At 57.7% G+C, this 26392-nt stretch carries 29 protein-coding genes; 12 read left to right on the top strand and 17 right to left on the bottom strand.

Features of this window, described 5'->3' with window-relative positions; translation table 11 throughout:
* Positions 1-29 precede the first annotated feature (29 nt).
* On the bottom strand, positions 30-1286 hold the full coding sequence (locus Hhyl2_RS21495) for an RNA-guided endonuclease InsQ/TnpB family protein (protein WP_483552830.1): 1257 nt from the start codon (positions 1284-1286) through the stop codon (positions 30-32).
* 181 nt (positions 1287-1467) lie between these two features.
* Between Hhyl2_RS21495 and Hhyl2_RS21490 the strand changes: the two genes are divergently transcribed.
* From Hhyl2_RS21490 to Hhyl2_RS21470, 5 genes are all read left to right on the top strand, one after another.
* Positions 1468-1764: a DUF3006 family protein gene (locus Hhyl2_RS21490; protein ID WP_483552829.1), complete on the top strand. Its 297-nt coding sequence runs from the start codon at positions 1468-1470 to the stop codon at positions 1762-1764.
* Positions 1765-1845: 81 nt separating this feature from the next.
* Positions 1846-2544, top strand: coding sequence for a hypothetical protein (locus Hhyl2_RS21485; protein WP_483552828.1), 699 nt, complete (start codon positions 1846-1848; stop codon positions 2542-2544).
* Between the two features lie 259 nt (positions 2545-2803).
* Positions 2804-4075, top strand: coding sequence for an RNA-guided endonuclease InsQ/TnpB family protein (locus tag Hhyl2_RS21480; RefSeq protein WP_483552827.1), 1272 nt, complete (start codon positions 2804-2806; stop codon positions 4073-4075).
* 244 nt (positions 4076-4319) lie between these two features.
* Entirely contained in the window at positions 4320-4847 is a 528-nt protein-coding gene (locus tag Hhyl2_RS21475) for a DUF7342 family protein (RefSeq protein ID WP_483552826.1), read from the top strand.
* Entirely contained in the window at positions 4848-5294 is a 447-nt protein-coding gene (locus Hhyl2_RS21470; protein ID WP_483552825.1) for a toxin-antitoxin system TumE family protein, read from the top strand.
* Positions 5295-5484: 190 nt separating this feature from the next.
* Here the strand turns inward: Hhyl2_RS21470 and Hhyl2_RS21465 are convergent, their stop codons facing one another.
* Together Hhyl2_RS21465 and Hhyl2_RS21460 are read right to left on the bottom strand one after the other, a co-directional pair.
* Positions 5485-6201 carry a DUF429 domain-containing protein gene (locus Hhyl2_RS21465; protein WP_483552824.1) on the bottom strand — a complete coding sequence of 239 codons (717 nt, stop codon included), beginning with the start codon at positions 6199-6201 and terminating at the stop codon, positions 5485-5487.
* Between the two features lie 70 nt (positions 6202-6271).
* Positions 6272-6625 carry a hypothetical protein gene (locus tag Hhyl2_RS21460; RefSeq protein ID WP_483552823.1) on the bottom strand — a complete coding sequence of 118 codons (354 nt, stop codon included), beginning with the start codon at positions 6623-6625 and terminating at the stop codon, positions 6272-6274.
* Positions 6626-6969: 344 nt separating this feature from the next.
* Between Hhyl2_RS21460 and Hhyl2_RS21455 the strand changes: the two genes are divergently transcribed.
* Complete coding sequence (locus Hhyl2_RS21455; protein WP_483552822.1) at positions 6970-7368, top strand: hypothetical protein; 399 nt, start codon at positions 6970-6972, stop codon at positions 7366-7368.
* A gap of 71 nt (positions 7369-7439) precedes the next feature.
* On the opposite strand, the gene Hhyl2_RS21450 is transcribed toward Hhyl2_RS21455, so the two are convergent.
* The 4 genes from Hhyl2_RS21450 to Hhyl2_RS21435 all read right to left on the bottom strand — a co-directional run bounded on the left by Hhyl2_RS21450 (position 7440) and on the right by Hhyl2_RS21435 (position 10403).
* Positions 7440-8255 carry a hypothetical protein gene (locus Hhyl2_RS21450; protein ID WP_483552821.1) on the bottom strand — a complete coding sequence of 272 codons (816 nt, stop codon included), beginning with the start codon at positions 8253-8255 and terminating at the stop codon, positions 7440-7442.
* Positions 8256-8400: 145 nt separating this feature from the next.
* Positions 8401-8580, bottom strand: coding sequence for a hypothetical protein (locus Hhyl2_RS21445; protein ID WP_483552820.1), 180 nt, complete (start codon positions 8578-8580; stop codon positions 8401-8403).
* Between the two features lie 495 nt (positions 8581-9075).
* Entirely contained in the window at positions 9076-9960 is an 885-nt protein-coding gene (locus tag Hhyl2_RS21440) for an IS1595 family transposase (RefSeq protein ID WP_483552819.1), read from the bottom strand.
* Positions 9961-10238: 278 nt separating this feature from the next.
* Positions 10239-10403 carry a hypothetical protein gene (locus Hhyl2_RS21435; protein WP_483552818.1) on the bottom strand — a complete coding sequence of 55 codons (165 nt, stop codon included), beginning with the start codon at positions 10401-10403 and terminating at the stop codon, positions 10239-10241.
* Positions 10404-10672: 269 nt separating this feature from the next.
* Between Hhyl2_RS21435 and Hhyl2_RS21430 the strand changes: the two genes are divergently transcribed.
* Positions 10673-12232, top strand: a complete 1560-nt coding sequence (locus Hhyl2_RS21430) for a hypothetical protein (protein WP_483552817.1) — start codon at positions 10673-10675, stop codon at positions 12230-12232.
* 20 nt (positions 12233-12252) lie between these two features.
* Here Hhyl2_RS21430 and Hhyl2_RS21425 read toward each other — a convergent pair whose 3' ends face one another.
* The 3 genes from Hhyl2_RS21425 to Hhyl2_RS21415 all read right to left on the bottom strand — a co-directional run bounded on the left by Hhyl2_RS21425 (position 12253) and on the right by Hhyl2_RS21415 (position 15397).
* A complete protein-coding gene (locus Hhyl2_RS21425; RefSeq protein WP_483552816.1) occupies positions 12253-12999 on the bottom strand; it encodes a CFI-box-CTERM domain-containing protein in 747 nt (248 codons plus the stop codon).
* A gap of 120 nt (positions 13000-13119) precedes the next feature.
* Entirely contained in the window at positions 13120-14112 is a 993-nt protein-coding gene (locus Hhyl2_RS21420; protein ID WP_483552769.1) for a transposase, read from the bottom strand.
* Positions 14113-14575: 463 nt separating this feature from the next.
* A complete protein-coding gene (locus tag Hhyl2_RS21415) occupies positions 14576-15397 on the bottom strand; it encodes a hypothetical protein (protein WP_483552815.1) in 822 nt (273 codons plus the stop codon).
* 61 nt (positions 15398-15458) lie between these two features.
* Here Hhyl2_RS21415 and Hhyl2_RS21410 point away from each other — a divergent pair, with 61 nt between their 5' ends.
* The gene (locus tag Hhyl2_RS21410; RefSeq protein WP_483552814.1) at positions 15459-15974 is read left to right on the top strand and encodes a hypothetical protein; all 516 of its coding nucleotides are present in this window, start codon (positions 15459-15461) and stop codon (positions 15972-15974) included.
* A gap of 66 nt (positions 15975-16040) precedes the next feature.
* On the opposite strand, the gene Hhyl2_RS21405 is transcribed toward Hhyl2_RS21410, so the two are convergent.
* The 4 genes from Hhyl2_RS21405 to Hhyl2_RS21390 form a co-directional block, all read right to left on the bottom strand.
* Positions 16041-16604: a hypothetical protein gene (locus tag Hhyl2_RS21405; protein WP_483552813.1), complete on the bottom strand. Its 564-nt coding sequence runs from the start codon at positions 16602-16604 to the stop codon at positions 16041-16043.
* Between the two features lie 338 nt (positions 16605-16942).
* A complete protein-coding gene (locus tag Hhyl2_RS21400) occupies positions 16943-17494 on the bottom strand; it encodes an HNH endonuclease (protein WP_483552812.1) in 552 nt (183 codons plus the stop codon).
* A 337-nt stretch (positions 17495-17831) separates the two neighbouring features.
* Entirely contained in the window at positions 17832-19022 is a 1191-nt protein-coding gene (locus Hhyl2_RS21395; RefSeq protein WP_483552811.1) for a restriction endonuclease, read from the bottom strand.
* A 796-nt stretch (positions 19023-19818) separates the two neighbouring features.
* The gene (locus tag Hhyl2_RS21390; RefSeq protein WP_483552810.1) at positions 19819-20070 is read right to left on the bottom strand and encodes a hypothetical protein; all 252 of its coding nucleotides are present in this window, start codon (positions 20068-20070) and stop codon (positions 19819-19821) included.
* 176 nt (positions 20071-20246) lie between these two features.
* On the opposite strand from Hhyl2_RS21390, the gene Hhyl2_RS21385 reads away from it, so the two are divergent.
* A complete protein-coding gene (locus tag Hhyl2_RS21385; protein WP_483552809.1) occupies positions 20247-20384 on the top strand; it encodes a hypothetical protein in 138 nt (45 codons plus the stop codon).
* A 382-nt stretch (positions 20385-20766) separates the two neighbouring features.
* On the opposite strand, the gene Hhyl2_RS21380 is transcribed toward Hhyl2_RS21385, so the two are convergent.
* On the bottom strand, positions 20767-21021 hold the full coding sequence (locus Hhyl2_RS21380; protein WP_483552808.1) for a hypothetical protein: 255 nt from the start codon (positions 21019-21021) through the stop codon (positions 20767-20769).
* 381 nt (positions 21022-21402) lie between these two features.
* Here Hhyl2_RS21380 and Hhyl2_RS21375 point away from each other — a divergent pair, with 381 nt between their 5' ends.
* The 3 genes from Hhyl2_RS21375 to Hhyl2_RS21365 all read left to right on the top strand — a co-directional run bounded on the left by Hhyl2_RS21375 (position 21403) and on the right by Hhyl2_RS21365 (position 24059).
* On the top strand, positions 21403-21723 hold the full coding sequence (locus Hhyl2_RS21375; protein WP_483552807.1) for a helix-turn-helix transcriptional regulator: 321 nt from the start codon (positions 21403-21405) through the stop codon (positions 21721-21723).
* A gap of 1008 nt (positions 21724-22731) precedes the next feature.
* Complete coding sequence (locus Hhyl2_RS21370) at positions 22732-23013, top strand: hypothetical protein (protein ID WP_483552806.1); 282 nt, start codon at positions 22732-22734, stop codon at positions 23011-23013.
* Between the two features lie 353 nt (positions 23014-23366).
* Entirely contained in the window at positions 23367-24059 is a 693-nt protein-coding gene (locus Hhyl2_RS21365; RefSeq protein WP_483552805.1) for a hypothetical protein, read from the top strand.
* A gap of 355 nt (positions 24060-24414) precedes the next feature.
* Here the strand turns inward: Hhyl2_RS21365 and Hhyl2_RS21360 are convergent, their stop codons facing one another.
* Positions 24415-24837: a nuclear transport factor 2 family protein gene (locus tag Hhyl2_RS21360; RefSeq protein WP_483552804.1), complete on the bottom strand. Its 423-nt coding sequence runs from the start codon at positions 24835-24837 to the stop codon at positions 24415-24417.
* A gap of 62 nt (positions 24838-24899) precedes the next feature.
* Entirely contained in the window at positions 24900-26357 is a 1458-nt protein-coding gene (locus Hhyl2_RS21355; protein WP_483552803.1) for an aldehyde dehydrogenase family protein, read from the bottom strand.
* Between the last annotated feature and the right edge of the window lie 35 nt (positions 26358-26392).

Below are 26392 nucleotides of genomic sequence, written 5' to 3'. Positions count from 1 at the left end.
AAGCCGGAGGAATCCCGAGCGTTGGGATATTAGGGTTTGCAGTCTCCCTGTTCTCTCGGTGTGAACCGTCCGCTCTCGCGGTCGAACAGGAAGACTCCGGGCTGTGCCAACCAGCCGTTACTCATATCCCCCAACGGGGGACTCTGAGTTATCTTTCTGCGAATGTTCACCGCACCATTCACGTCCGCGTTCAGCGTCGTCTCACACGACGCACAGACGTACAGACCCCGCTCCACACGGTTGCTATCCCGAATCTTCCCGCAACACGAACACGTCTTGCTCGTGTTCTCCTCGTCCACACGGTCAAGGAAGATACTGTGTTCCTCGGCCTTGTATTCAAGCAGACGAGTGAATCGGTCGAACTCCCATCCGTGGAGTTTCTTGTTCCCCGACGCACCCCAGTTCCGCGAATCGCCGTTATCATCCTCACGTATGTCACTGAGGTCGCCAACCGCTATCTTCTCCACCCCTTCTTCGACACACCGCTCAACGATGTGCTTGGAGAGCGTGTGAAGGAAGTGGTCTTTTCGTCGGGAGAGTTTCTGTCGGGCCTTCCGCGCACGACGTGACGGGCCGTTCTCACCTTCTGTGTCGTACTCGTCACGGGTGAAGTAGTGGTTGTCTTCTTTCAGCACGTTCCCCGGATACAACTCAGAGGGGCCGTCTTCGTAGTCGATGGCGAGGTAGTTGCTGATACCTAGGTCGATACCCGCCGTGTTGTCACCGGGGGCGTCTTTGACTGGTATCTCTTTCTTGCAGACGAGGTGGAGTTCCCACTCGTCGCCGTTCCAGACGGCACGCACCTGCTGAATATTCTCCACGATCACGTCGGGACGAGTTTCGTACTCTGCGAGGATGAAATCAGACCGACTCTCCTTCAGGTTGAACCCTTTCGAGAGGCGGAGTTGACCGTATTTGTCGTCGTGCTTGATGGCTCGTTTCTTCCACGTCACGGTGGAGCGCGGGTGATCGTCGCCACGTTTCCGGTAGCCCGGTGGGTTGTTGCCGTCGTCGGAGTTGTACCAGCCAGTGAACGCCTCAGCAAGTTCTTCGAGAACTCGCTGACTTGACTGAGAATGGAGGTCACTGTAGCGTTCGTGGTCTTTCAACTCTGATTTGAGCTCGGCTTCGTCGGGTATCTCGCCGTCGTTGTCCCACCGTTCTTGGATGTAGTAGCGACCGACGTTCCACAGTTTGGATGCCGAGAACCCACACTGGTCGAGGTCGTCACGAACCTGTTGGTGGTTCGTGATGCGTGCGACGTAGGTGCGGGTTGTCTCCAGCATCGTACTGTGTTCATAACACGTTATGAAAGTACGATTATTAAAACCAACGACGAGGGTTGAATGTCCGGTTGGGGTGTCGTCGGTGGTCTGTCGGGTGGAGTGTCGGATTCATCCCGCGCCTGAAGGTGCGGGTATTCTCCTTGAATCTTTATAATGATACTGTGCTAACAGAACAATACGAATGAGTGAGACTATCGACCTCGACGATGGCACGTATACGGCGGTCGTCGACACAATCGAAGATGGGTTCGCGACGGTGTTTTTCGAACGCGATGGATCAGAAGTCGGCCATGCAGTTCTGGAGGCAGCGGGGATGCCCGAGGCTGCGGAACAGGATGCGATCTTCTCTGTGGAAATCGAGTCCGGGTCGATTACGGACTGGGCACACGACGCAGACACGACCGAGTCGCGACAAGATGCTGCGCAGAGCCGGTTCGATCGACTCTCGAGCCGGCCGCCGTCGGACGATGAGACGTGACCAGGAGGTTTCATATTACTAGCTGGGGTTGGGTTTTGACTCTTCACAAGACACTTGAGATATTCGGCAGGCAGTTCCCATATGAAACGCCGTGCCCTCCTTGCAGCTACTGGGACCGCTCTGACCTCGCTTTGTGGCTGTCTCGCGAGCCCGCCTGGTGACACGCCGGCTACTGAGCCGACAGCGACGTCGCAGGACCAGACCACTCAGTCTCCAACATCAACGCCCACCTCAACGGACACACCCATGGACGATCAGCCGACGATATCGGATTCCCAGGGACCCGCCCGGGGACAGAGTGCTGCCGATGTGTCGACCGAGGTCGTCGAGACCGACGAGAACGTCGAGTACATTCCTGAGAACGATACCGTTCGGTACGTTGCTGTCTGGAAGCACACGAACCACGACGAAGTCCAGGAGGGTGCCAAGCCGGAACACAAACCGGTGTATGAGACGACTCCATTCGACGAGTGGGCGCGGACAGAAGCGTTCGTGGCCGCCGCCAAAGCTGCTGCCGAGCACGCCAACACCGAACTTGGGGTCGACGAGGTCGGGGGTGGGATTACGAGCACCATCGACGGGAAGGAGTTGGCCCCCATCGTCTCAGTGCAGACGGTTCTGGACCGGGAGGGGGAAGTCGTCAGTGAGGCGTCTGTCTCGTTTGAGGAGCTCGTGGCAGTGACGCCCGCGAGTGTCGACGTGACATATCGGCTCAGCGACCAAGGGGTGCAATTGGCGGCACCGGTCTACGCTCGGTATACCGTGGTCCAGCAGGAATAGGTGACAGTGTCGGTCCCTCATGGACCCTTCGAAGCGTTGTGTTGGCGGTCTCAACACCCCAGCATCGGTACGACCGTCTGCCACTGATGTTTGACTGTAGATTCCGGAATTCACAGGCGGTACGAGGCGGATGCCCCGACCCTTGAGGTCGGGGAGGAAGCCGACACTCGATGAAACTCACCAAGCTCGATAGCAGGGACGACTCCCCCACTCTACACGTAAACCTTTATTAGGCAACAAGCGTAAATGTGAACCACGGATGGACGACGCGCCACGACGCACCGTTCCCATCAAACTCGATGTGCCCGAAGAGCGTCGTGGCTACCTCCATCAAACCAAAACCCAATTTCTGCACTGCGCCAACCGTACCAGCGAATGGGCGTGGCGCTACGACGACCTCTGTATCACCAGCAAGAGCAAGGCCGAAAACGCTCTATACGACGAGTTGCGCGATGAAACCGAGCTCACCGCCAACCTCGTCCAGAAAGGCATCCGCCGAGCCATCGAAGCCGTTGATGCAGGAGTCGAGAAACTGAAGCAAGGCGAACAGACGAGTCAACCCGAGTTCGATTCGTGGAGCGTCGTGTACGACAAACGCTCTGCGACGTTCAATGACGACCAAGCCACACTCTCCACGCCGAACGGCAGAGTCACTACTGAATACGTTCTTCCGCCCGAGGACGAACGAGAAAACACGCCGTTCGGCAGGTACTACGAGAGCGAGGCGTGGGATGCCTCAAGCGCCACGCTCCAATACGACAAGCAGGACGACACGTTCTACCTGCACGTCACGTTGAAGAACCCCGACTACACAGTTGACGGAACGGAACGCCAAGAAGCCAGTCACGATGATGATGGTGCCGAGAACGGAGTGGTTCTCGGTGTTGACCTGAACGTGACTGGCGCGTTCGCCGTCACCTCAACGGGCGAGTTCATCGGCAGTGCAGACTACCTCACCCACAAGCGCAACCAATACGAACAACGCCGCGCCAAACTGCAACAGGCTGGCACTCGTTCCGCGCACCTCACGATTCAGTCCATCGGCAGCCGCTTCTCGGATTGGTCGCTGGACTGGTTGCACAACAGAGCGAACGACCTCATCGCGGAAGCCCAAGACGCGGATGTAGACGGCATTATTTTCGAGAACCTTGACCATATCCGCGAGAACATCGCTAATGGGTCGAAGTTCCAGCAGTGGGCCTACGCGAAGTTCGTGGAACTCGTCGAGTACAAGGTCGAATCCACCGAGTTGTTCGTGGACACGGTGAATCCTGCGTACACGAGTCAGCGGTGTTCGCACTGTGGGTTTACCCACGAGGATAATCGTGACGACAAGGCGTTCGAGTGCCAATCATGTGGGTATGAGGTGAACGCGGATTTCAACGCGGCGAAGAACATCGCCGTCCGATACTGCGGGTATATCCATCGCGGGCAGAAGTCTCGCGGTGGATGGGCCACCAGTCAACTGGCCCTCAAGTCAGGGACGTTGAACGTGAACGGCGACTACACGCCTACCGAGCTACTCGGTTAGAACGGGAGTCCACTGACAAGCCTCGGGGCTTGACCCCGAGGCAGTTGACCGGAAACCCGGTGTGAGCCGATGTGCTGACTCGACACTGTTAACCAACAAAGTGGCCAACAGCAGTGTATTGTTGGTTACAAACCATCGGCTATTGCCAGCGACGAATCCCCTCCGTCGAAGCCGTATCACTCAACTGAACGCAAATATATGAATCCCACAAAGATATATTGCGCTTGGAACCGTAGTAGCGCCTATGACGGAGTTTGACCCGGCGCCGGAGCCATCAGCCACCGAGCGGCGGTGGCAGCAGGGAGAAGATACGTTTACTCGTGTCTACGATGTTGCTATGGGAATTACCTCGCCCACCCCTGCAGCCGAAATTGCAGATATCGCAGGTTGCTCTCCAAACACTGCAAAAAAGCACCTTGACCGGTTGGTAGACATGGGCATCGTCAGTGTGACCCGTACTGGTCGATCCGCGCAGTACGAACGTAACGAGGGATATCTAGAATGGCAAGACGCCAGCCGGATTGCGAACGAACTGACTGTCGAGGAGATTATCGACCGGGTTGGTGAACTTGAAGACGAACGGGCCAATTATGAAGAAGAATTTGAAGCTACCGATCCAGCTGCTGTGAGCGTGTACGATGACGCCAGCCACGAGACGATTCACGACCGGATGGCCGCAGTTAGTGAGTGGCGAGGTGTCATCCGAGACATTCGACTGTACGAACTCGCCCGTCAGCTCGCAGAGAACGATGGGCATCTCATCTCGGCATAGATGGTGCCAGACCCAGCAGATTCGAATCCAGGGTCGCCCGGTCCACCCGACCGACAGACGCTACAACTTCTAGACCGGCACCTTCGAACTGAGACACTCATTGTGGAGACGGAATTCGATCCAGACACCTACGAACCTCGCCTCCTTCATGCCCTATTTGACGCGGAACAGTATCCTGAGGCTGTCGTAGCTGCTCGACTCGATATTCGCTGGTTCACGACAGAGGATTTTTCGTTCCACTACATCGAAACGCACCAGGATGATAGCCACTGGGAGTGTCGCTGGGATCGTCATCCCAATCCACACAATGCACGACTGCACTTTCACCAACCACCAACTGCTGTAGAGGCTACCGACTTATCACTGTCATCGCGCCATCCGCTGGACGTCTATTCTACCGTGCTTGATGCTATTGAGGGACGTGTCAAATCGCTTTGGGAGAATTGAGCTTTCCACGGACTCGCTATCTGTAGTTACCGTCCTGGCACTCAAGCGTCGTTTACCCGCATGGGAGCGCTGGTATCTCGCCACTTCTGGTAATCGAACTGGCGGGGGTGGACCAACAAGTGAGTCCCCGGACTATCGGCAGCGTCGCAACATCGCTGTCGCGTTGGTACTCACCGGTCGAGCTGCTGCCTCAATCGACAGTGATCCCCGGTACAGACAACTCAGGATAGTAGATTCGTGGTTCGTCGGCAACTACGTCATTGGGGACTAAATGTAGCTCGTCTTGACGGGCCGCTACAGCGAGCACAATCGAATCGAGGATATCGTCACGGCGGACCTCTTTGAGCAAGTACTCCTCCCTTGCTGTTTCGTACAGGGCCTGTGCTTGGTCGAAGACTTCACTCAGCCGGTGCATCCGGAGTGCCCGTCCGTGCTCTGAGGACTTCGAGTAGGCGATCGGCTGGTCGTTCAGGGCGGCAAAGCACAGCTCCGGATGGCTCTCCCGGACCAGCCCGTCGTAGTCGTTGCCGACGACAGCAGAAACCTCACGAATCTTCGCGCGGAGATGGAACGCCTGTTGGGAGAGCCCGTGGCCGACGGTTTCCTTGTGGATTCGGTTCGCTTCCTCGTAGTCGTCTTCCATGATTGCCTGTTCGCTTGGCGGCCAGAAGACCGATGAGCCACGGCTTCCGAGGAGGGCTTTCGTGCGCTGGTCACAGCGCCGGCGTTGTGTGGTGGGGAGCCCAATCGGGATATCGACGAGGATGCGGTCGGCGTGGTCGAAGGTGTCGTAGACCGCTTCGAAATCCTCATGCTCGTCGACGGTGCCCTCACCCTGAGTGATCGTGGTCGCGAGCCAGCCGGCGGGATAGGCGTCGACACCGACAACAGTGTCGTCGTTCGACATGGCGTATCAGTTCGACGGTGGGATCAAAAAGACGGGTGTCGACAGTCGTAACGGGATTCTAAACCGAAATTTACGCTTCGGTCCACGTCCGGAGCGTGGCCACATCCCCGCCGCGGGGATCGGAGAACGTCCAGGGCGGATCCGACGGATCCGGTGCGGAGACAACTCGGAGGAGATCGACCCCAAGGACTCCGGCGATCTCACGTGGTTCCAGCGTCGAATAGTCACGAGCGATCGCGGCGAACCGACCCACGTCGTCCCATGAATCGGTCTCAGTCTCATCGAGGAACATCAGGATGACCATATCCAGGGCCGTGGCGCTCTCGTCCGGCGTGGTCGCATAGCAGTATCGTTTGCCATCGACGGACAGTTCCCAGCATACAGTGGCGTCGTCGGCCTGGGTCGAAGAAGTCGGGCTCGACATGGAGTTCATTCTGATGGAAACACCACAGAAGAGGGTACCGGTTTAGCAGGTTTTCACAGTATATCTAAATATATGATTTAGTATGGGTACATAAAACTGAAAACCCGCTAAACCGCTGGTAGTATATACAGCGATTTCCAACTTCCATTCACCACCGGGTCTATACAGTGGCCCGATTTTGCCGCGATCTATCTGATACAAATACTGATAGTTTCGCAGTTAACCGATAGACTGCAGTAGGACGAACTATTCTGCTAAATAAAACGGAGTTTTTAAATAATCGATACTCCGTGGGTGGTGGTCCTGTGGGTTCTGACGATTCCAACTCCGAGAGACGCTTCACTGTGCAAACGACATCGCTCCCCGACTCGCCGGGGCGGGTGCTGCTTCGGGAATCGTTCGATCGGCTGTCCGACGAGGACGTTGGTGGAGTCGTGTTAGCGCTGGTGCGAGACTGCCCGGCGATCGGCGTCTCGGTCTGGAATGCAGAGGTCGTGGTCGGCGAGTATATTGATCTGAAGCTGCCGTCGAAGACGCTGCGAATCTTGCCGTACTGCCGTGGGTTCGGCGAGGTATCGTGGGAACGGATTCAGGAAGATGCCAGCGCACTGCCCGCGGGTCCCGAGTGGTTGATCGTGACGACGCGGCCGCTGTCCGAGCGGGCCAAGACCGAGATCGACGAGTGTGTCTACCGGGACCGGATGCACTATATTACAATCCGACGGGAGACAGGGTGGGTGTGATTGCAGCGCAGCTTATCCCTCAAATTTATATTTTATTTAAAATTTCCCAGGTCGGCACTACTGGTGTTGAATTAGGTTTGTGAGTCGATTATCGGTGGCACAGTATCAGCGAGGAACTGTAACTGTTTTTCACTCCATCCCCTCCAGGCAAGGTGGTGTGATAGAGTGATAACAGTTGAATTCGGCCACTCTTGCATATCGGCGACATAAATCTTAATTTCGGGCTTTTCAGGCTGGCTATACGTATGTGGTGAGTCATCGCGCGACTGTGCATCAAACCCTAAATGGTCGCATAGCTCTGTTGCTGTCTGGTGGCCACCCTTGAAGCCCACAACGACATTGGGGCTCCCGATCTGAAGCATGTCACGGACACTGGAGCGACAGAACTCTTCGTATGCTTGCCGATGAGATGTTGACATCGAATCTAGCAATTCACTATGATCATGTCCGTCATCCGTTCGTAAGAAATGTAGATTCATCTCGATTGCGTGGTCCAAGAGATCTTGATGACCAGCGAAAAGTCGGCTTCGAATCCGTGGAGGGGCATCAGAACTGGTTGGGTTATTCTCTCGAGCATATTGCCCCTCCCCGGCAGTTGGCACGCCGAACTCCGGGTTTTCGCCAAGACGAGGGCGCATATACTTGTGATATTCGCCGTTATCTGATCCGTCGCCTGGATTTAATCCGATAATAGCCGCTTGGACATTTGATGGATCCTCAGGGACCTGAGTTGCAATTTCGTATCCAGGCTTATAATCCGGGCCCGGCTCTTTCTCCCAGAGTTTATGCATCTTCCGCTGAACATCAGTTGCCCAACTGTTGAGCGTAACATCATCTGGTAGATCCCCGGGATGACTGTAGTTGGGGAGGTCAGGTAATGAACTCACAGTCTTACCATTAGTGTGTCAAAATAAAAATCTAATCCGATTCGATAAGATCTCGGACGGCGTGGCAAGGCCATCGTCCGTAGCCGTATTAACCAACAAAATATGCGAAGCACCCAATTGTTAGTTAAAGACTTGACGCTGGCACTCACTGGGACATCCAGGCGACCGCGGAGACGGTCGAGCAGCCAAACGCCAGCGCGAGATAGCCGCCGAGCAGGACCTCAGGACCAGGCTGGGCGAGCTTCGCGAGGGCGGCGCCGGCGAAGCAGACCTTCGCGACGACGACGGTCGCGATCGCGAGGATGCGATGCTGGTCGGTATTCATCGGACGACTCCGTCGGGTGGGGTGTCGGTCGTGTGCATAGCTGTCGCTGGTGGCCCCCGATTGCCCGGCACCGATAGACACACAGGCGCCCGGTGTGAACGGGCGTGTGTCCGTCGGCAGCCGGCACACCCCGGTGGCCGATGGGTGTTCCTGGTGTCCGCCTGTGGCGGTGGACAGGCACGGCGGACACTGGTTCGACGCTCGCGAGCGATAGCGATGGCTCTCGACGGCGTGGTCCGGCGAGGACAGGGCGCTGGCGGGCAACAGCTCGCCGCTCGCGGGGAGCGTCTATCAGATAGGGTCGGGTGGGTCCGGCAAAAACGTTGCCACCCGGCCACCCAGCAATCGGCGTAAACGTGCAATCAACGCGAAAACTGCTCATCCAGGCGTCTGGTCGGACTTGAGCACAGCTCGACAACCCTTTTCCGAGTAGCCTGGCCCCGGCGGTGGAGAAATCATAAAAAGGAGTCGCTCATCCGTAGCACATTGTTGATTTCACAGCGTTGCTTGAACAGCATGTTTGAGAGCGTCTCGGCCGGGTTTCCGAAACAGCTCTCGGCGTAGCTGAAACGCTCTAAGATACTGTGTTAGCTTGTCTTTGGAGATTCCTCGGTGGGGCGAGAGCCACCGTCGCACCTGCGACGCGTGGCTCTCGCAGGTGTTGACGTGCACCTCGTCGTCGGCGTATTCACCGTCGCCATGGACGACGTATTCGCGGTTGAATGCGTCGTCGTCTTCCAGCGGTTCGTACGCTCGAAAGCCGTCGGTATAGACGGTGAGCGACTCCTGCTGGCGATCGGCCAGCAGGAGTCGAATCGTCGACTCATCTGCGGCTTTCGACGGGATCACGTACCGCTGTCCGGTACCACGATCGGCGATGATGAAGATCGGTGGCTTGTCGCCGCTATACGAACCACGCCCGCGCGTGGACAGGCCACGCGAGCGCGACTCTCGGTCGCGCTCGCGGCCTTTCTTCCCCGCAGAAACGTACACTTCGTCGATTTCGACGGGTCCGACAAGATCGAGAGAAGGCGCATCGAGCGCTCTGGCGAAGCGCTCGATGCGCCGGTGCATCGTTTTGTGTGTCACCCCGATTTCGCACTGTAGTTGGCGGAGACTCCTGTTAAACCGGAGGAACGCGTAAATTGAGAACAACCACCGACGGAGCGCAATCTTCGAATGAGCGAAGATTGTGCCAGTCTTGTCGTTGAACGTTCGGTCGCAATTCTTACAGAGATACCGTTGAAACTCTCTGTAGCTGCCGTTTCTGACCGTCCGGTCAGAACGGCAGCGAGGACAGGTAACACCGTCACGCCAGCGAACCTGTTCCAGCAGGTCCGCTGCGACCGATTCCGACCCAAACACATCTAGCGGAATCATTCGTGTCGGGCACCGCTGACGCGGTGCCCTTGTCCTCTTCGACTCCGCAGCTACCGCTCTCCAGTATCAACAATCTCCTACGCAAGAGCGAAAGGAGTTTACTATGTTCTGGATGGGTATATTGCGGGTCTAAAGATTGCTGTCGATCAGTGTTTCATTTGGAGGCCCTCGAGTTGGATGATGAGAATCTCGATCACTACTTGGGTTACAACAAAGCTGAGAAACTAGCCGTCAAATACGGCAGCAGTAGACACTGACACTGCCTGTGGTCGCACGCTTCAATTCGTCAGTTCCGGAGTCACACGGGGCGGCACCTCGTTGTGGATGAACCGCGTGAACTCGACGGTCCCCATGTCTTTGGAATCGTAAATCGCGAGCCAGCCACTCTTCGAGCGGACAATCAAGCGATTTCCACCCCAGTCGACGCCCAGATACGAAGCCATGCACATTCTTTCAGCCATCTCAGTGGTGAATGACAGGATAGATAATGATTCCAAAAAGACATATCCCCTGCTGCTGTCGTTCCGCTGTGCGTTGGTCCCGAATCGTTACGTGTGTCCTTGTGGCCGCAATCGTGTCGATAACGCTTGGCCTGCTGCCGGGCACCGTCGCGGGACAGTCGTCACTGGATGGGGTCGTTATCGAACTGTCCGACTCGACAGCAGCTGACAAACGAAGTGCGGTTTCAGCGGCTGTCCCGGCTGGCCAGCCCGTGCCAGACCGTGCTGCGTTGTTCATCGCCGATAACGGCGCGGAGTACGTGGTGTTGACCGACGAGCGCGGCAGGACAGCGCGGGCGACCATCGCGGGCCAAGTCCTCGTACCCCCGCCAGGGAATGCTCGAGGCGTCCTTCTCGCAGAGGAGTTTACCTATCAGGACCCTCAGCAGGTCACATTCGGAGAGTTTGTTGCCGACCAGCCGGCCTACCGTGATCAGTACATCGCGACGGCGGCAACCGTGCGGCAGGTTCCCTACACTACTGACGTGGCGAACCAGTACGTCGATCAGCGAGCAACGACAACACTGGCTCCACACGGTTCGGCCACCACGTTCCGGTCGCCAGGCCGCTTTGCTCGGCGTGTCGTGACGGAACTCTCTGGAGACACGAGCGGTGGTGAGGTCAATCTCTCACTCCAACCAGAGACACGATATATCGGCACCTCGCGAGACGGGCGGCAGTGGGCTGTCACTGGAAACGCCACCGTCGAGACAGTGCCCCGTGTCGCGGAGGGTTCTGTCGGTGTGATCGGGACCGTATCTCCTGCTGCAACGAGTGTCAGTTCTGTTCAACAACTCGACTCACACCGTGGTGACGTGGTTCAGGTAGAGTTGTCTGCTGTTGGAACACGCATCTCGGCACAGGAGACGTTGCTCTCCGTCGCGAAGTGTGGCCCCAGCAGTGTGACCGTCCCCGGCGCTGGCTGTATCCCGATCCCTGGGGATACGGTCGTCCACGTTGGTGTCGGGCTGGCATCTAGTGGTGAGGCTGGGGAAGAGTCCGTTACGTATATCGGGCTCAGCAATACCAAGCAGTCCGAGGCGATCGTACCCGAAGCTGGTCGCTATCGTGTGGTCGGTCGGGTTGTCGAGGCGTCGACCGTCGACCCACGACTCTCCGGGACAGCGCTAGTCGTGTACGATCGGGAGCGGCTCGGTGGCGCTGGCCTGTCCGAAACGGCGCGAGCGGACGCTGAAGAGACTGTGGACCAGTACCGAGGGTACATCCGCGAGCAGCTGACGAGCAACGCCAGCGAATGGCAGGCGACAGCTACGGCGGCTGAGAAGACCCCGACGCCGACAGCAACCCCGCCCCCGACACCCACGCCAACGGCTACCACGACGGCGTCTGGGACGACGACACCGACATCAACGTCGACCGGGACCACTGGACCAGCGCCCACGACGCAGCAACCGACAGTGAGCGACGAAGCATCGACCCCGACTCGGACGACCAGGTCGGTCCTGACGACTGAGAACCCACCTCGGATGAATATCCCCTGGGTCACATACGGACTGCTACTACTGTTCGGAACCATCGCGATAACTGGGTTCGTGTTTGGCGCGATCCTCACGTCGTCTCGAACGACAACTGTCTCTCAGGATGGCGAATCAGATGTGAGCGAAACACAAGAGAATGCGTTGTGGGCTGTTGGAGTCGTCGGGGCGCTCCTCGCACTGGCAGTCGTTGAGCCTCAGTTGGCCGTTATTGTGGCCGGTCTCGTGGGGGTCGTCGTTGTACTCGCTCTCGGTGTGAAGATACTGCTCGGGTGAGTGGCTTTCCGGAGCTGAGATTATCGATGGTCACGACGACGCCAGCAGACACCAAGGAGCCGGACAATTGGCTCGATAACGGCCCACCGAACGATTCGCTGCCGGGTATCGCCGCGTGCAATCCAGTCGGCGATCGGCGGGCTGAGCCGATAGTATGTCCTGATGAACCACTTACCGGTGACTGTTCCGTCGAGGGCCTCGTCACGGAAGTCGCGTAGCCTGTCAATCTCGGTCGCGTGGGGAGTCCCGTAGGCGGCGGTCGCGATGAAACAGCCGCTATCGCTACTGGAGCGCTGAAACCCCATCTCCTGGGCGAGATACTCGGAGGTCTCCCACCCATCGGGGCGGGTAAACGAGTCATCCGTGAGCGTCAGCCAGTTGATCCGGGTCGGGCGGAAGATGCGAATCTCGTCGCGGTAGGAGTCGTGCCCGACGACGTATTGGATCCCTTCGTGCATCGCCATCCCGTACGGATCGAGTTCACGGACACGGGTCCCGCTGGAAGAGCTGTATTCCATTCGGACTCGTTGTTGCTCGCGGATCGCCGTGTTGAGCTTCACTTTCGTCGGGTGTTCGGCAGCGTGGCAATCCCGGCAGATCGTCGTCAGGTTCGCGAGGTCGTGTGAGCCGCCTTCCGAGATCGGTGTCTCGTGGTGAACCTGCAGGACGGTCTCGGTCGCGCCGCACTCCTGGCACTGGTAGTCGTCGCGCTTGAGCACCTGCTTGCGCCGATCGTCCCAGTCATTGGGGTACTCTCCAGTGCGCATGGGTCAGATGAGTGGGGAGGAGTACTGTAAAACTCGCTGTTGGAGATAAATTCGAGAGTGGTTCTCTTACTCTGGTCAACGAGCTTTCCATTCAAGAAAGAGGGTGTCATAGAACTCTTCTCACACCGTGATGATCGTACTTCCTGGATTGTCTCCGCGTTCGTAGTTGGTGATAGCGATGACGAGGCGAAGGCATAGAGCGAGGAACACCTGCGCTCGTGCGTGGACGCGGCCTCGGGCGTGCGTTCGCCCGAGGCCGCAGTCCTTCACTGATTCGTTGGTTCGTTCGACTCCAGTACGGCGGTTGTACGTCTCATCCAACGTGGACTGCTTCAGCTGGACATCCTCGCTGTGTTGTTCGATGCGGTCTTCGACCCTGTACTCGATGTCTTTCGGGTCGTCGGTGTTTCGCGCGTTGTACGGAGCGACTGGCACGACCCCTGCGGCCAGCAGGTGGTCGTGCCAGTCGAGCGTGTCGTAGGCGCTGTCACCGACCATCCAGATCGGTGTGGCGACGGCGAGCGCGTCACGCGTGACGCGCATCGCCGTCTCCTCTGGCGCTTGCTTACTCTCGGTGAACTCGGCTGCAATCGGGATCTTTTGCCCGGTCGAGACGATCGTGCAACCGTAGCCGTAGTAGTACTCGTCGTCGGTTGGATCATAGCACTTCGAGGCGTCTTGATCGGCGGGCATCGCTCTCACGTCAGTTGAATCGATACAGTAGGTCAAGTCGAGCAGGCCGCGCCGGGCGGCCTGCTCGACGAGTCGGTCGAAGACCTCGTCGACAACATGTTCGAGGTCGGTGAGAAAGCGATCGACCGCGTCTCTTGACGGCGGTCGATCGAAGCCACAGCTCAGCCAAACGATTGTGTTCCGAAGCTCTCGTTCAACGGGACGGATCCCGTAGATATCGTGGTAGTAGCAATGGAGGAATCCACGCATCAACTCTGGTGGTTCGTGTTCTCGTGTTCGCCCCGTCTGCGCCGGGGCGAACACGTTGAACTCTTCGAGAAATCCGAAGGAAAGGTGCTCGAACAACGCTAATGTCTCGGTCTCCGCGACATTGAAGAACGTCTCTACCGAAGGATCATCTTGCAGGGTCGCTGAGGCCATACCATCTCAGCATTCACCCTGCTCTTTGGTGTGGTAATCGTTCTATGACACCCTCTTCAAGAAAGGCAGACTGATCAATCCCTCCGTCACAGTGTCCCTGATGTCCGTGAAACGCAGCAGTGCTGAAAAACGTCTCACCGCACTCACATGGTATTTTTCCGCACATCATCTCGTACTCCACGGGCGACTTCGGTTCTGTGATGCGAACCATGTCCAACCGGACGGGTGGCTGATACTTCAGTGGGTCGGGGGGAGGGGGTGTTTCACGGCGAAACATAGCGGGTTTCGTTCTACCGGGAACGCCCGAAGATGGCTGATATCAATGCGGCTGTCGCAGCAAACCAGAATATCGATCCTAATCCACCAGCCAAGTACTGGGGGAAAGATTCGATAGTCAGAGGCGTACCGTTCAGAACAAGCAACAGTAACGTAAGGGGGCCAAAGAGGAACGCCCCGACGAGCGTCATGCCACCACCTCTTTGATCGCTCGGTTGCCGGCCGACGCCAGGATTCCCAGACACCCCAGCAGCGTCGCGACGATCGCCACGAGTAGCACCCACCCGATGAGACTACTAGAGACCGGGAGAATCCCGCCAGCCTCGTACGCCAGATACGAGATGGCAGTGATGAGCAACCCACCGACGACGAGATCGCCCAAAATGGTGGGGCCCTGATAGAAGCAGTCTCCGATGCTGGTATCGAGGACAATGCTCTCGTACGGTCTTCGGACGTACCGCGAATCAGGGAGATCACCATCGTCATCGCGGAGATTATCGAGAATCCGCTGTTCTTCATTCGTCAGCAATCGGGTATCGCGTGGGAAGTCCTCGGGAAGTGAGCCGTCCTCAGCTCTGACAGCATCTAGGAGCTGTCGCTCGTGGTCGGTGAGAAGTTCAGCATCGGGCGGGGCCATCCACTCTGTCCCGTCGACGTTGCGGTAATACAGTCGAGTCGGCTTGTCCGCATACGGGTTGAACGGTTTGTCGCGGATTTTGTTCTCTGCAGCCAGTTCTTCCAGACGCGTTTTGATTGTCGGCCGCGACGTATCGTATGGAAGCCGATGTTCAAGCGTCGAGAGTGCGACGTAGGGGACCTCGCTCTCCTCGAGGATTCGAACAATTTCTTCCCGTTGTTTCGCCGGGCTTGGAGCGTCGGACCGCGTCTCATACTCGGGATCGGTGTTTCCGTTCTGATCCATGCGCCATCCATCTCCTGGAAGGAGTATATAAATAGCCAGTCGTTCAGAATTCTGCAGAAGTCCAAACGCCCGTTTTGAGGTCTCCAAAGCCGTGCTGAGAGAGGGGTCATACCCCGGCTTTACACAGATCGATGTTCTTCGATAGGATATGCCCGAGACTGGTCGATCAACTGAGTTCGAATGCCAGAATCCAGACTGTGATTTGGATATCTGCATTGAGTTTCTCCTCCCAGAAGACCTCCCTGGCTGGGCAGTCTGTGAGTGTGGGTACGGATACGTCCTGAGCAGCTCAACAGATCAGATTCACATCTACGACAAAGAAGGAACTCTGGAGTTTGAGGGAGAGCCCCAATTCCAGATGCACCTCAATATTCAGATAACCGACACTGCGGTAGTAGACGACTCAATTGGAGGACAAGTGATTGGGTGGGAACAGCGGAATGAGGCGCTCGCGAATAGTGCATCGCATCTTGCGACTGTCTCCGGACATCTTCTACTTCCAGAGGACGTTGCAGAGTCTTTTGGGCTGGGGCCACTGGGGGGCGTTGTGATCAGTGTCGGGAAACAAGCCGCCCCACCAGCACTGCGATCGATTGCTGAATACTACTCTCAAGAAGTCGAGAAAGTGATCGATGAAATTGAGCCCAGAGAGAATTCCAGCTAAGTAACCAGCACAGGTGGGTATGGGCCGTAGCCCAATCAGGAGACAGTCGGTGTGTAGAACGAGTCGCTACTGACAGCTGACCACGACAGTTCCATCGGTCGCCCGAATGGGATCGTCGCGATCGTCCAGCGGCACCCGCACCACACGTGTCTCGGTGACCACGTAGCCGACGTCCAGCCAGTGATCGCCATGGATGCCCGAGGCGTAGTGTGTGGCCCCGAAATCGCTCAGTCGGAGCAGATACCCGCGCGCCGTGTGGTTCACGCTTCGGACCTCCGCGCTGGCGGTGACCTTCGTCAGCGTTTGCTCGTCGTCGCCGGCGGCGCCGGCGACCAGTTCGTTCCGGAAGTACGCCGTCTCGAAGGCGTGTGTCCAGTTCACCACGCTCGAGCGAGTCACCGTGTCCGGTGGTTCCGGGTAGGTCGCGGGAGAGACCTCGTTGACATGATCGGGGCGTGGCACGGTAGCCGTCCCACACGCCGCGGGGGAAGGGAGCGATTCCACCGGCGCTGGCGTTGCCGTGGGTGTCGGCTCGTCTGCGCTGGGTGATGGAGGGCTGGCAGGGCCGCTACAGCCCGCGAGCAGGACGGTCGCTGCGAGGACAGCAGTGCGGAGGGCTCGGGTGTGCATGGCTGTCTGGTCGTCTCGTCAGCAGGTCCGGGTAATAGTTTTCTGGAGGGTCAAAACCGCGCTGCGCGATAATATAGATATTAACCAACAAAATGGGGTAGATCGATTAGCTGTTGGTTAATCTTCCGCCAACCCACCCCACACCCCCCACAGGCAAGACAGACATCGCTTCAATCTGTGGCAAGCAAGCGACCGACTGACATCAAACCACCAAGTCCCCTCTAACCAGTCTCATCTATATCTTTATATGGCTAGAAGCGTGAGTTTCTCTTGGATTAGGACGGGTCCCAGTGTTGCTGGGTACCCTGTTCTCAAACCCTTGAGCAACTGTTTTAGCGTTACATATACTGATGCACGCCCTGAGCAGCGTAGTTGATTTCATCCATGTCGGCAAGGAGCTCATCAAGTCGACGGAGATCTCCCATTGGGATGTGCCACGCCTGATATGGTGACTCTTCGTTGAGTCTGTGTTTTGGTTCGACTCTATGTCCGGTAGCAGCTTCAGTTAATGCCGGAAGAATCTCTTTCCAGAAATGGACGAACCACCGGAAATCTTTGTTTATCATATTCCCAGTGGACATAGCCCGAATGGTGGGTGCGTGCTCTCTTTCGCCGTGTTTTGCTTCGTGGCAGCGCCGACAGAGCGTTCCGAGATTACTGAGCGTGTTCGCTCCTCCAACCCCTTCTGGAACGATGTGATCCGCATCCAGATGGGATGCATCGTCTGCGTCGAATCCCGCTCGACAGTTGCGGCACCGGTACCTGTCGCGCCGATGGACTATGAGCTTGGCCTGATAGCCGTGGCTCACAATCTCGCTGGGTTCGTCTGCACTGCTTTCTTCCTCCGATTCGTTCGTGTTGTGTGTGTTTGAGTCGTCTGGCGTACTCATGTCTAATCGAGGGTTGCATTGAACCTGAGAGAACCTCGTGGATTAGGACGGGCCCCAGGTCAATACACGTGTTGTAGTTCGCTACTGTGCTTCTGGCAGCAGATATGTATTTATCGATACAGAATACCTTTGCTTTCACCCCCTTGCCCGGCCAGAGTCCGTGTAGGTGGATTAGGACGGGTACTGACCATTATACCCCGGCCTACGCCGTTGCAATGTATAAACCCAAGGGCGGGAAATATATCGAAAATAAATATCTAAATCCAGAAAATTTTCAGGAGGCGTCTCACGTAGAATATTTCTAAAGTACGTTTAAAATTGGGGCAGAAAGAACGTACTACCGGTCGCCCTCCTGCAGAACCGTCTCTCCGTTGGAGTTGTAGTTTCCGAGCGCCCACTGACCGCCTTCGATATTTGGTGTATCGCCTGCACCGAACTCTCTCCACAGCTCGTCAAGAATCTGTTCAAGATCGCTAATCACTTGCTGATCACCGATCTGCAGCGTGGCATACTCCGTGGTGTACCGGTCAGTATCGATAGTCTTCGGGGATCTGTGGAGACTGCTGCCTATGTCGTTCGGGGTTACCAGTCTGACGTCGCTGGCGTCAAGAAGAGAGATACATGCGAATGCGGTGCCGGAGAAACCCATCTCCGACAGATCTTCGACCGTATTCCTTGCCGCCAGTACAATGGACGCGTCAAGGCCTAAACCTACATTTTTTTGAATGAAACCCTGTAACCAGATTTCGTCGTGTTTCTCGTGGAAGGCGTCAGCGGAAGCTGTTTCGTACAGGCCGTCATTCTGAAGGACGGCATAAGAGTGGTGTTCAGTACCGGAACCACCGCTACCGTATGAAATCGTGTACTTGCCCTTTGGTTCGCCGTAGGAAGTCAGTCTCTCAAACAGGACAGACGGTTCCGGGATACTCCCTGACTGGGTTTTGTTCTTCGACAGCACGCCGTTCGGGATGATATGGAGGACGACAGCAGGACCTTCAATCAGTTCGCTTGCATACCCTTCCCGGGCCTGGATATCCTCTATTTGATTCTCCAGAATTTCGTTTATGTCCTCGATGTGGTCGTGGTTCTTCTGCAGGTCGACGTCGAAAAAGACCTCGGCTAAGTCCCGGCTGTTCTGTCTGACCTCTCCGAGGATCTCTTCCCGGTGGTGAATCCTCAGTTTCCAACCGTACTTGTCCTGGATCTCGTCCTCCATATCCAGTTCCTGCCTGCCTCCGACATCCTGGTTGGTGACGAAGACAAAGAGATCGTAGTCTTCTCCTCGCTCCTCCTCCAGATCCTCTACTTTCTCTGCATCACTCCGGAGCTTCTGTCTCCACGTTTCCTGGACGCTGGCGTGAGCGATACCTTCCCTACCACCTAGTTCGATTTGGCCATCCCATCCTCCGTCAGGGCCTGACCTGCCACTCTCATGAACATCGTAGCCTTGCTCCCGTAGATACGCCATAGCAAAATTTTCGAAAGGGTGGCCTCGGATACTTGCCAAAGCGTACTCCAGTTCGTCCATACACTTTGATTGCGCTTTCTGTGACAAAATGGTTCACAACCCACTGGTTAATGACAGAGAAAAAGAAGGTTGCCGCTGCTATTGTGAGAGTTCCTATCTCAGGCAGTTGGATGCTGTAAGTTCACAGCTTCTGTATGCGCGCTCTCTATTCAGCAAGCCAATCTAAGTGGTACGATAACTGATAGAAATTCGGGTATCGAATTAGCGAGGATACAAAACACGTGCCAATCTCTCCTCTCAAACTCAGATCCGCCGCATCGTCGTCACCACCTCTCGCCCGGTGACCCGCCACCGACACCCGCTCCAGACCACTCGTAGATGAACTCTTCCACAACGGCGATGGACTGAGTCATTTAGTCATCGCGCTGACGACCTGTCCCATTGCCTGAAAGCCGAAAGGTATCGCTGAAATAATCGAACCCCATCATAATCCTCCTATCAAATCAAAAGTTTTAAGTGTATTCAGACATTATATTATCATACGAATCGGGTAGGTAGTCCCAGTCTCTGGGACTGGGGTTCGAATCCCCATCCCGACTTCAATGCGCCGGCGAGCAGCTCTGGAGCCTCGGTATGCAGGCGGTTCGTCGTCTTCAAGACGACTGGAAGTCGAAGTTTCGCGGACTGATCAAAGAGGTGATCAGCAGTACGATAATGAATGTAGTGATCGCAGTGATCATCGGAATGGTCACATCAGATTGCAGTAGTATCGAAACACAACTGATCGCGGCTTTATTCTCCGCCGGCGCTACCCGGTGAGCGTCAGCTATTTGTTCAAACAGGCTACGTCAATGCGCTATAGTGTCGCCGTTACGTGCTGAAACTCACCTTGCGACGGCGTCGGCTGCAAGGTCAACCCACCCAGCGCCAGCTCACGCAAGACTGCAGGTGGCACCCCCTCGGAATCCTGAAGTACTGCATCCAGCGTCCACGTATCGTACTGACTTGCATTCGGTGCAACCACATCGACGGCAACGACCGGAACTATCTCTCTGATAGCTCGCGCAGCACGACGGACTTGTTTGCGCTGCTCAACGGTGCAGGTCATGCCTCGACCTCGCAAACGAGCTGCCCGACCAGCGACTCATCGAGCCGCACCTCGGCCCAACCACCACAGTCAGCGGCCCATGCGTCGACCCACGCCCGCGGAGAGGTCGCACTGTATGACTCTCCGTCATACGTCACTGGTTCCAGAACTCCCTCGGTAGCGAGCGCGTCGAGATCATGGACCTCCAGGACTTCGCCGCCGCCACAGATGAAGACACGACGATCGGTTACACCACCAGCGAAGCGGTGCTCGTGCCCGTTGGTATCGATCCCGATGAGTGCGGTCCCATACGGGAAGCCGGTACGTTCTTGTGAAGTGGATTGCGTAGTTGCCATTGGTTCTTCCACGGAACCACGCGCCTCGGTGTCCTACCACCGGGGCGATTTCGTGAGAAATCGACCAGCGGCGCGTGTGTTCCTATTCCATATTATATATCTGGACCACCATAAAACCTTTTGCACGTGCAAAATAAAGTGGCTATACGATGGCCCAGGGTGAGAAGACAGTCGCAGACTCTGAAATCGTCCAGTGGATGCGTGAATCGCCCGAACCCGCGTTTACAACTGCAGAGGTAGCGCAGCACTTCGAAATGACTGCAGAAGGTATGCGCGGACGGTTAGAGGATTTACAGCAGAGGAACGCTGTTTACAGAAAGAAACCGACATCGAGAACAGTGATTTGGTGGGTCGACTCAGATCACGATGATTCAGCGTTGTCGGCATAGAACTGCTTTCCAGCGTCGGTAATCCAGTAGATCACAACGCGGGAACTGGGCTTCTTCCGTGCGAGAAGGCCCTCCTCAACTAATCGTTCCATCTGATGACGAGCTCCTTCTTTTGTCACGTCGAGCTTGTCAGCGATTTCTTTGGGAACGAACGCAGGCTCTGGTGACACCACGAAGTGATGGAGTATATCGACCGGCTCGATCTCGGGATCTGGGCCGCGAGGCACACATCACAAGACCAGAGCGCCGGTAATCAAGCCTATCATGACTTTCTTTATGCACGTACCAAAAGTTAAGTGCAGACAGTGTTTCATCTGGCAGTAGGCGACGCACCGAATCCGACTGCGTCGCACCGAACCCATGAGAACGACCACGCCCACCCACGACGAGAGGCATCGCTCGCGACCGCTCCCGTTCACGGTCGAAACCACCAGACAGCGCGGCTCCCGTTCACTCCCGTTCATCTCCCGTTCATCGGCCGCACGGCCCACGAACCATCCACAGCGACCCACAGACGAGAACCTCACTCCGAAAATCCGCTCCCGTTCACACCGCCGCCTCAGAGTTATCCTAGCCACCGCCGACCCCTCGTTCGTGGGTGAGCACGCATGACGACCTACCACGAACTCACGGGCTTCCAGCGGGATCTCTTGACGGCCATCGCCGGCGTGGCGGACGAGCCCTACGGCCTCGCACTCAAGGACTACCTCGACGAGCGCTATCCGTCGCCGATCAACCACAGTCGCCTCTACCAGAACCTCGACGACCTGGTCGAGGCCGGGCTCGTCAGCCGGGAGTCCCTGGACGAGCGCACGAACGCCTATCGCCTGACCGACGCCGGGACACAGCTGCTCCGGGCCCAGGCCGAAACGCTCGCGAGCGTCTGTGACACCCGCCAGGTCGTCGCCGACGGTGGTGACCGGCAATGAGCCGCCACAGTCGGCACTCGGCAGAACAGAACCGGGACCCGGATGGATGTTGTCAGAGGCGAACTGCCACCGAACAGGTGGCGAACCGGGTCCCTGCGCAGTCCTACGTGGGAACCCAGCATAACTACCGCTGTGAGAACCGCTGTCGTATGTCTCTGTGCGACAGCTGGCCCCATCGACCCAGGCGACGAGGCCAGTCGTCACGTGCCTCTGACAATCGTGCCGGACAAAGCGGTCCTTGCTACGCCGGCACCATTCCCTACGCTGTCGGTTGTAGATGTAATTGTTGCATCACGATGCTACCAACACACATGGTATTGGATTCGGCTACAGCTGCAAGCCAGAACTGGAGCCCCGGTGCGAGTGTGGCGAGTACTCACGGGGAAGAGAGCGAGGGTATCCAGGGCCCCACGAAACTCCCCACACGGCTGCCTTATAAACGGTGGTCCGATATCAGGCGCTGTACTGCGGTTCTCCCTCGGTCTACTGTGCCTGGGACCACACTCACGCTCGTGCAAAAACGGGGCCCTGGGGCAATTGATGGGTCAGTGCTCAGGAGCGAGCACGGGGTCAAACAGGGCCCCACCGAGTGGGTAGGGCAGTGTCTAGATAAACCGTCGGTCGATATCGAGCGCTGTACTGCGATCTTCACCTCTTTAGGAGGTGGTTCCTGATGGGTATCGTCGACAACTCGTCTGGACTCACACACCCATTTGTCCTTACACGCCTGGGTGAGCACCTACCTGGACCTCGAAAGCGAAGGCTTCCGCACCGAGAGTCATCCCTACCAAACATACTGGAAACCCAAAGAGGGGTCGCCGACCCGCGGGGCACCATGTCAGACCCGCGGTCGGCGCTGAAACAGGTGGGCAATCGGGCCCCGGTGGATGCGCTTGGGGCAAGTGAGAGGGGACTGCGAAGCGGGAACCGGGACTCACTCGGTCGGTGTGGGCAGGCCCGGAATAAGCTTTCTGGACCGCCCGAGGGCGGCCCCGTCGGAGGTGGCCGATGAGTCGCCTGCCCGAACTGGGCGAGTGCATCACACTCGCCGACTACGACAGCGACCCCTGGCTGTTAGTCACCGAAGTCCGCGAAGAGTCTCTCCGAGCGGTCCTCTGTGCGGAGTTACCACCCATGTACCAGCGACGCCTGCGAGAGACTGCGGGTGACCCAGCGGGACGACGGGAGCTCGTCCACGCACTCCGCCAGACTGACTTGCAGGTCTTAGCGATCCCACGACAGGCAATCGAGCGAGGCGCCCGGGAGGAATGGAGCTGTGCGCCACAGTGAGTCTGAGCAAGATTATGCGGGGGTTGGAACGTTTCCGATCTTGGTCGAGCTCCCGTCGCCGCTGCTGGCCCAAAGCGGGGCTCCTCCAATGATGGTCCCGTCTCGTCCCAGCAGTGCGCGACCACCGAATCCACGCATAGGCAGGTAGTTACCACCCGCGCAGTGGTGAGGGCCAGCGCAGCGACCGCTCGTGAGCTACAGCCATGTCGCGATGCCTGTTCCGAGGTCGGTTCGTCCCGGTTCGAGTCCGGGGACGGGTCTGCAGATGCCCGAACAGATGTTCCACAGCACGCAGTCGGATCGACACCACACCAGTCCCCGAGACACCTCGAATTCGCCGGGGGTGAGGACCGATGTGTGAGGACTGCCTGACCCGCGAGGAGGTCGCGGAGATTGTCGCCGAGGAGACTGCCGAGCTGCGAGCAGCACTTGAGGCGGAACGCGAGCAACGCAAAGCAGCCGAGGCCGAGCGCGATCGCCTCCAAGAGCGTGTCGACGAGCTCGAAGCCCGAGCCCACATCGAGTGGGACGGCGGCGATCAGCGCGATATCTGGGTCATCGCGAACGACGGCACCCGCTTCCCACTCGGGCGAGCGGTGAAAGCGAAAGTCGCAGAGACCGACCTTCAGGAGCGCCTCGACGACCTCGCTGAGACGGAGCCGGCGCCGGCGTCACCGACGATCGAGACCGAGACCCCACTGGAGGACATCGTCGCCTTGCCCGATCCCGTCGCCGAATCCGAGCTCTCGGCCAACCAGCAGCGAGCCAGATTCATCGCGAGCGACGTTCGCGACTACGCCGACAAAGCGCCAGCCGGGTGGTGTCTCACTGCCGGCCAGGTCGGGACAGTGTTGAAAGCCGGCTTGGACATCACGCCACACAGCGAGACCGTCCGACGAGTGCTCCAGATCCTCGAGGATCTTGGCGACGACGCAGCGACCGTCCGGAAGCGACGCGGCGAGAAACGCATCGTCTTCGACGAGGAGCTGGTCCGACGCCTCGAACGACAGGAAGCTCACGATGGTGTGAGGACGGCACCGGCATAGGAGTGTGAGCAACGCCCCGATTCCGCCAGGACCCTGGCCAGGCTGAAACTATCCACTGATCGCACCGTCGTGCTCTCCCCCTCTCGGTAGCAGCAGCACCCGGGAACCGCTCGTGATGGACAGTCGTATCAGCGACTGTTCGCACAGAATTCGTCGGTTTGGGTGGGGTCATTCCCTCACATCAGTGTGAGGCGGCAGAGGTGGTCAAACAGATCACCCGGGTCTTAGCGTGGTAACGGTTCGTCATCGCCACCACCAGACGGTAGCCAGTCGTCGGTCAAAAACCCGTTCATCGAGCGCTCGGGGTACAGGGTTGGGGTGACGACCAACGGCAGTCGAAACCCGCCGATCGGGGCTATACTTCCGGTTCTGGAACCGGTGTGCGGAACGACGGCGGTTCCTCTTGTGGCTCGGTCAGTATCGCACTGTAGTCCAGATAAGCACGGAACTCCTTGATCTTCCCGTCGTCGTCGAAGCGCATGATGTCCACGAGTCCGATACCTTCGAAGGAACGACCTTCGACCGTTTCCCCGTCTAACGTTCCCTCACAGACGACCACGTTACCGTCCTCGTGGAAGGCCTCCATGACGTGTTCGCCGCCAGTGAAGAAGTCGGCGTTCGCGTCGTAGAACGCCTCGATATCGTCTTTCCCGCGGATGGTCCCCTTCCGAGGTGAGCGGAGGACGGCATCGTCCGCGTACAGATCGAGCACCTCGTCGATTCCTGCGTCGGGATCGTCCATCAGTTCGAAGTACCGTTTGGCTGTGTCAACGTTCATCGACGTGTGAACGTGTCACCTCCTCTCCCTACTGGGTTCCCTGAAACATGGATGGTCTTTTATTACCGACGCTCGATGTTGGCACAGACGTTCTTGACCTGTGTGTAGCCCTCGACGGCTTCCAGGCCCTTCTCTCGGCCGAAGCCACTCTGTTTGAACCCGCCGAACGGTGTCTCCTCGCCGCCGGCGAACCACTCGTTGATGAATATCTGCCCGGCGTCGACGTCGCGGGCAAAGCGGTGAGCGCGCCCGACGTCCTCGGTGTGGATGCCAGCGACCAGCCCGTAATCGACGGCGTTGGCGAGTTCGATAGCTTCGTCCTCGTCGCTGAATTCCACGACTGACAACACTGGACCGAATATCTCCTCCTGCGCGATTCGCATGTCGTTGTCGACATCATCGAATATGGTCGGCTCGACGAAATATCCGTCGCGGTCCAGCGCCTCCCCACCGGTCACCGGTTCGCCGACCTCGTCACGGCCGAGTTCGATGTAGTTGGTCACTTTCTCGAAGTGTTCTTCGGAGACCAGTGGTCCCATATCGTGCTCGTCGATACCTGGGCCCACACTGAGTGACGCTGCCCTGTCTGCGAGATCTGCGACGAATTCGTCGTGGATGTCTTCGTGTACCAGCAGTCGCGAGCCTGCTGAACAGACCTGTCCGGCGTTGGCGAAGATGCCGGTCATGGTGCTATCGAGTGCTGTCTCCCAGTCCGCATCGGGGAAGACGACGTTCGGACTCTTCCCACCGAGCTCGAGGTGGACGTTGGTGATGTTGTCCATCGCCGTCTTCCCGACTTCGATGCCCGTCGGTACCGACCCCGTGAAGCTGATTGCATCGATTCCGTCGTGTCCCGAGAGGGCGGCGCCGGCTTCACTACCGAACCCTGGCACGACGTTGAGAACGCCATCCGGGAGACCGACATCCAGCGCCAGTTTCGCGATCTCGACAGCCGTGATCGAGGTCTGTTCGGCGGGCTTGACGACAGCGACGTTACCGGTCGCGAGTGCCGGTGCGACGCTTCGCCCGAAGATGTTCGTGGGGAGGTTCCAGGGGATGATCTGGGCCGTAACGCCGAGCGGCTCACGGATTGTATAGTCCGCGTATTCCTGGGTGAGTGGGATACTGTCACCGTGGACCTTGTCGGCGATGCCGGCGTAGTACTCGAAGTAGCGGGCACAGGTTTCGACGTCTGCGTGCGCGTGTGGAAGCGGCTTACCGTTGTCGAGTGTCTCCAGCCGAGCCAGTCGGTCCGCGTTGTCCCTGATAGCGCCGGCGAGGTCGTTCAACAACCGACCGCGTTCTTGCGGAGCGAGGGCGTCCCACTCGTCGAACGCCGACCCCGCAGCAGCGACAGCGGCGTCGACATCCGCCGCCGTTCCCGCCGCAATCTCTGCCAGAGGATTCCCGGTTGCCGGGTCGACTGCTGTGAATCGGTTACCGGTCGCTGGGGGGCGGACCTCGCCGCCGACGACCGTGTCGTATCGTTCCTCGAGTCCAGTCTCTGTGGCCTGTGACATGTGAAAATCACCAGTCCAGGTACCGATAGCGTCTT

The organism is Haloarcula sp. H-hyl2, assembly GCF_056934385.1.
Note: the sequence above shows the minus strand (reverse complement) of the source record. Positions and strands in the feature narration are given on the sequence as shown.